At 43.6% G+C, this 4659-nt stretch carries 5 protein-coding genes; 2 read left to right on the forward strand and 3 right to left on the reverse strand.

From position 1 onward, the window contains the following. Positions 1 to 197 precede the first annotated feature (197 nt). The 3 genes from yhfH (CVN76_RS20410) to CVN76_RS32155 are packed head-to-tail and all read right to left on the reverse strand — an operon-like array spanning position 198 to position 665. Positions 198 to 341 carry a protein YhfH gene (yhfH, locus tag CVN76_RS20410; protein WP_442857525.1) on the reverse strand — a complete coding sequence of 48 codons (144 nt, stop codon included), beginning with the start codon at positions 339 to 341 and terminating at the stop codon, positions 198 to 200. Between the two features lie 24 nt (positions 342 to 365). Further along, complete coding sequence (gene yhfH / locus CVN76_RS20415; RefSeq protein ID WP_442857592.1) at positions 366 to 506, reverse strand: protein YhfH; 141 nt, start codon at positions 504 to 506, stop codon at positions 366 to 368. A 24-nt stretch (positions 507 to 530) separates the two neighbouring features. Then, a complete protein-coding gene (locus CVN76_RS32155) occupies positions 531 to 665 on the reverse strand; it encodes a hypothetical protein (protein WP_269800067.1) in 135 nt (44 codons plus the stop codon). 464 nt (positions 666 to 1129) lie between these two features. On the opposite strand from CVN76_RS32155, the gene CVN76_RS20420 reads away from it, so the two are divergent. Next, on the forward strand, positions 1130 to 2029 hold the full coding sequence (locus CVN76_RS20420) for a diacylglycerol/lipid kinase family protein (protein ID WP_100532829.1): 900 nt from the start codon (positions 1130 to 1132) through the stop codon (positions 2027 to 2029). 374 nt (positions 2030 to 2403) lie between these two features. Continuing rightward, on the forward strand, positions 2404 to 4437 hold the full coding sequence (locus tag CVN76_RS20425; protein ID WP_100532830.1) for a Na+/H+ antiporter: 2034 nt from the start codon (positions 2404 to 2406) through the stop codon (positions 4435 to 4437). The last annotated feature ends 222 nt before the right edge of the window (positions 4438 to 4659 follow it).

Here is a 4659-nt window from a genome sequence, read left to right on the forward strand (position 1 = left end):
TCCTTCAGTACAGCAGCAGGGACGTCACTGGGAATTATGTGAATAAATATATGGGGAAGTGAAATAAACATGAAGGGTGTCCAAGGGACATCCTTTTTGGCATGGTAAATGAAATGGGAGCTCATATACTGATGAATGGAGGGGGAAATGCTGACATCATAATAGGGGATATGGCAATGGGATGTCAGCATCCTTTTTCAATACTCATCTTTTTTGGATAAGCAATGATCACATTCCAAGAGATACGATTCAGCTTGCTCGGTGATGGTGGTTCCGCACTCCGTACATTGTTTAGGCGGCAGGTTCCTGAAAAACTCCATAGGGTTTTTAGTTTGCATCATGATTCCTCCTCATATTTCGGTCGATTAGTCTTCGCGATTGGAAAGGCAATGATCGCATTCCAAGAGATACGATTCAGCTTGCTCGGTGATGGTGGTTCCGCACTCCGTACATTGTTTAGGTGGCAGGTTCCTGAAAAACTCCATAGGGTTTTTAGTTTGCATCATGATTCCTCCTCATATTTCGGTCGATTAGTCTTCGCGTTTGGAAAGGCAGCGATCGCATTCCAATAGATAGGAATTTGAATGGTCGACATGTGTTTCACCACATTCGGGGCAATGAGTAACGGAATCGATCGTCAATGAATTTGTTTGGTTTGCTTGCATGTCTTGATCCTCCTTATAGTACAGTTTAAGTTGTTTGTTTGTTGTTATAATACAGTATATACCCGAATTTGGAAAATGTATAGGTATTTTACAGAAAATTTCAAAATTATTTTGCGAATAGGTAAAAACCCTTTGATGACAAGGATTCACTGCACGATGTTTTCATCGTTCTTCTTGACGGAGATCAAGAAATTACAAAAAAATAAATGTAATAAATGAAAAACCAATGCAGAAATGCTCGGAATCGAGACCATTTAACCGCCAGTACTGTAACAGATGGTGCAAGTTAATAGAGAAGGTAAAGGAATGCTTCTTATAGGTGAATGTGATCGGCAGCAGGCTTGCTTTGGATGAAGGATCTTCAAGGAGGAAAAAAATAGGCAATCAGAATATGGCCATTGTGGTTTTAGTAATTCAGTAAAGAGGTAACTTGCTAATAGAAGTGAATTAATGGGAGGTAGCTTATGTCGAAAGTGATGATTATCATAAATCCATCTTCAGGTAAGGAAAAGGCAGGTAAGATTTTGCCGAATGCAGAAAAGGTGCTGGGGGAGATGTACGATCAGGTGACCGTTCTTAAAACGAAGGGAGAAGGAGATGCTACGGAATTTGCCAAGGAGGCATGTGCCAAAAGGTACGATGCTGTCATATCGATGGGCGGGGACGGAACGGTGAATGAGATCGTGAACGGGCTTGCGGAACAGGATCATCGCCCGGTATTCGGGATCATCCCGCTTGGTACCGTTAATGATTTCGCTAGATCATTGGGTATCCCCCTGAATCCGGAAGCGGCGATAGACATCATTAAGGATAGGAAAATGAAAGAATCCGACATCGGGAAAATCAATGATCGTTACTTCATGAATGTTTTGGCGGCCGGTCCGATCGCCGAGGCTACCTATAATGTATCCGTTGAACAAAAAACCCGCCTCGGCTCCTTTGCTTATTTCATGGAAGGAGCAAAAGCCGTCATCAAGAAGAATCCATTTCCGTTAACGGTTGAACATGACCAAGGAAGATGGATCGGTGAGGCCCATTTATTAATCGCGACAATGACTAACTCTGTCGGCGGTTTCGAGCGGCTTGCACCAGACGCTGAAGTGAATGATGGAAAGCTGCACACCTTCATCATTAAAGACTTGTCTCTCCCCCTTCTCCTCAAGATCATCCCTAGTTTAATGAAGGGGGAGATCAAGGAACATGATGAAGTAGAATATATTCAAACATCCAAGCTCCATTTATCCACTCCCGAGGACATTAAAGTAAACATTGATGGAGATGAAGGCTTCCTCCTTCCTTTTCAGGCAACTGTATTGAATAAACATCTTCGTCTGTTTGTCCCGGGTACGGCATCAGTTGAATGAGTAAATGTGTACCTGCCTGAAATCCTGGATATGTATCACACGAATCATGAATGTTGGAAAAGCTGCTCGGGCCGATGCTGCCCGCTCAGCTTTTTTCGGCTTATATCGACAATAATTCGTCCAACATGCCAATAATTAGAGCTGTGTCCAATTTAATTCGCCTCGATAACATTATGAGCGGGACAAAAAAGCGAGATTTAGCTGTTGGGCAGGACGTCATTTCCCTGACTTCGATGACGGTTGATTAGGCGGGGAAAATGGCATCTTTATTCCGGGCGATTCTAGGCAAGAATAGTAATTGCATGAATGAATCGCTCTAAATATGTTACGCTTATAGTTATGAAAATAGATGAGAGAGGATGTTAGATGTTTGTATGGAGTTTTTTCTTATTATATTGGCCCTTCTAATATTAATTGGAATGTCCAATGTAATTAACCATTTTATACCCTTTATACCTGTACCATTAATTCAAATTTCATTGGGGGTTTTGCTGGAGGTCCTGCTTGGGATCCACGTCGAGTTGGAGACAGAGCTGTTTTTGCTGTTGTTCATCGCACCCCTTTTATTCAATGATGGAAAGAACGTGCCGCGTACAGCGCTTTGGAAGCTGAGGGCGCCCATTCTCATGCTTGCATTGGGCCTCGTATTCTTGACGGTTTGGTCTGGCGGTTATTTAATTAACTGGTTGATCCCTTCGATTCCATTGCCTGCTGCATTCGCTTTAGCTGCGATTTTGTCCCCTACGGATGTAGTGGCGGTCAGCGCGATGGCAAGCCGTGTTAAGCTGCCGAAGAGCATTCTGCATCTTCTTGAAGGGGAAGGGCTAATGAATGATGCTTCGGGCCTTGTGGCATTTAAGTTCGCTGTGGCAGCTACAGTCACTGGTGTTTTCTCCTTGGTGGATGCAACGTTTAGTTTCATATGGATTGCGATCGGCGGTTTTGCAGGCGGTGCCCTCATTGCCTTCATCATTATCAGATTGCGTGTGTTCCTTCGCCGCCTTGGCATGGAAGATGTTACGATGCACATGCTGATCCAGATCCTGACTCCTTTTATCATTTTCCTCGCTGTGGAGCATTTTCACCTTTCTGGTATTTTAGCAGTTGTCGCCGGGGGGATTGTCCATGCAATAGAACGGGATCGGGAAATATCACCGACGGTGGAGTTGCAGGTTGTTTCCAAAAGCACATGGTCTGTTATTTTGTATGTACTGAATGGACTTGTTTTCGTATTACTGGGCCTGCAAATCCCAAGCGTGGCGCAGACCATATTCGAAGATCCAGCCTTCAATAACGGACAAGTGATTATTTATATCGTGATCATCACACTTTTCCTCTTCGCTTTACGATTCATTTGGCTCTTGGCGGCCTGGTCGATCGGTTGGTTCGCGAAAAAAGCAGGCGCTCAAAAGCCAGATATGAAGGCGGCCGGAATCATCACCATTTCCGGAGTTCGAGGAGCTGTAACGTTAGCTGGTTCATTCTCGATTCCGTATGTATTGGCCGATGGAACTCCTTTCCCGGAGCGTTCGTTGATCATCTTCATTGCAGCCGGGGTCATATTGCTGACATTGGTTGTCGCAAGTGTGTTTTTGCCGATTGTAGCACGAACGGACGAAGAGGAGGTCGTGGATAAACAGGCTGACAAATCGAAAGCGGCTGCGATTCACACACATCAAGCGGCAATCAAAGTTATAGAATCGCAAATGACCGATGAAAACCGTGAAGCGGCGTTATCGATCATATCGAGATACCATACGAAAATCAATGCACTTTCTTTTGTAGAACAAGAGAAAGAGCCCGCTGTATTAAGAGAAGAAGAAAAGGTTCTTCGCTTCAAGGCACTTGAGGCAGAACAAAGATTCCTCGATAAGCTTATCAAGGATGAGAAAGTGGATAAAGAAACGGCATTTATATGCAAGGAATATATCCAACGGATGGAGGGCGCGGTGACTAACCTGATGAAATTCCGCCTTTTGAGATCCGTAACACTTTTCAAAAGAAGTATGTTGAGAATCTTTAAATTATTTTTCCCTAATAAAAATGAAACAAGAAGATTCAACATCGAGCGGTTGGAAAAGGTGAGGGACCTTAAAATCAGGATGTATAAAGCTGCCATTCAAGAGATACAAGCCGGCATTAATGCCGAAAACCATGAGACATCCTCGATGATCATTGAAGAATATAAAGTGTTGATCTTGAAATGCAAACGGGAAAATAGAGGCCGAGTCCCTAGTAAAATGGTGGAATATGAAAGGGAGCTATTTTATAAGGCGATTCAGGCAGAGCGTGATGAAGTACAGGAGATGTTTGAAACAAGACAAATTTCGCGTGAAGTTGCCAATATTCTCCGTCATCAAATCAATTTGCGTGAAGCATTGACGATCAATGAAAACACACATCAATAAGAACTTAACGAGCGCTGCCGATTTCCTCGGCAGCGCTCCTTTCGTATATGGAGGGAATGCTCCAGGCGGCATCGAACGACCCGAAAATAATTAAAGATGAAGAGCGTACCTTAAGTAATCCTGAAATACTGTCAAAATGATGAGGATGAGCATCCTTTCGTCATAATGGCAGATGACCTTCCGGCAGGCTTTTTCGTTTTACATGTTGGCGATAACAACAGC

The organism is Bacillus sp. mrc49 (genome assembly GCF_002803435.1).

Coding starts and splice junctions, on each gene's coding strand:
- yhfH (WP_442857525.1), bottom strand. CDS start 341: ATGATGCAAACTAAAAACCCTATGGAGTTTTTCAGGAACCTGCCGCCT.
- yhfH (WP_442857592.1), bottom strand. CDS start 506: ATGATGCAAACTAAAAACCCTATGGAGTTTTTCAGGAACCTGCCACCT.
- CVN76_RS32155 (WP_269800067.1), bottom strand. CDS start 665: ATGCAAGCAAACCAAACAAATTCATTGACGATCGATTCCGTTACTCAT.
- CVN76_RS20420 (WP_100532829.1), top strand. CDS start 1,130: ATGTCGAAAGTGATGATTATCATAAATCCATCTTCAGGTAAGGAAAAG.
- CVN76_RS20425 (WP_100532830.1), top strand. CDS start 2,404: ATGGAGTTTTTTCTTATTATATTGGCCCTTCTAATATTAATTGGAATG.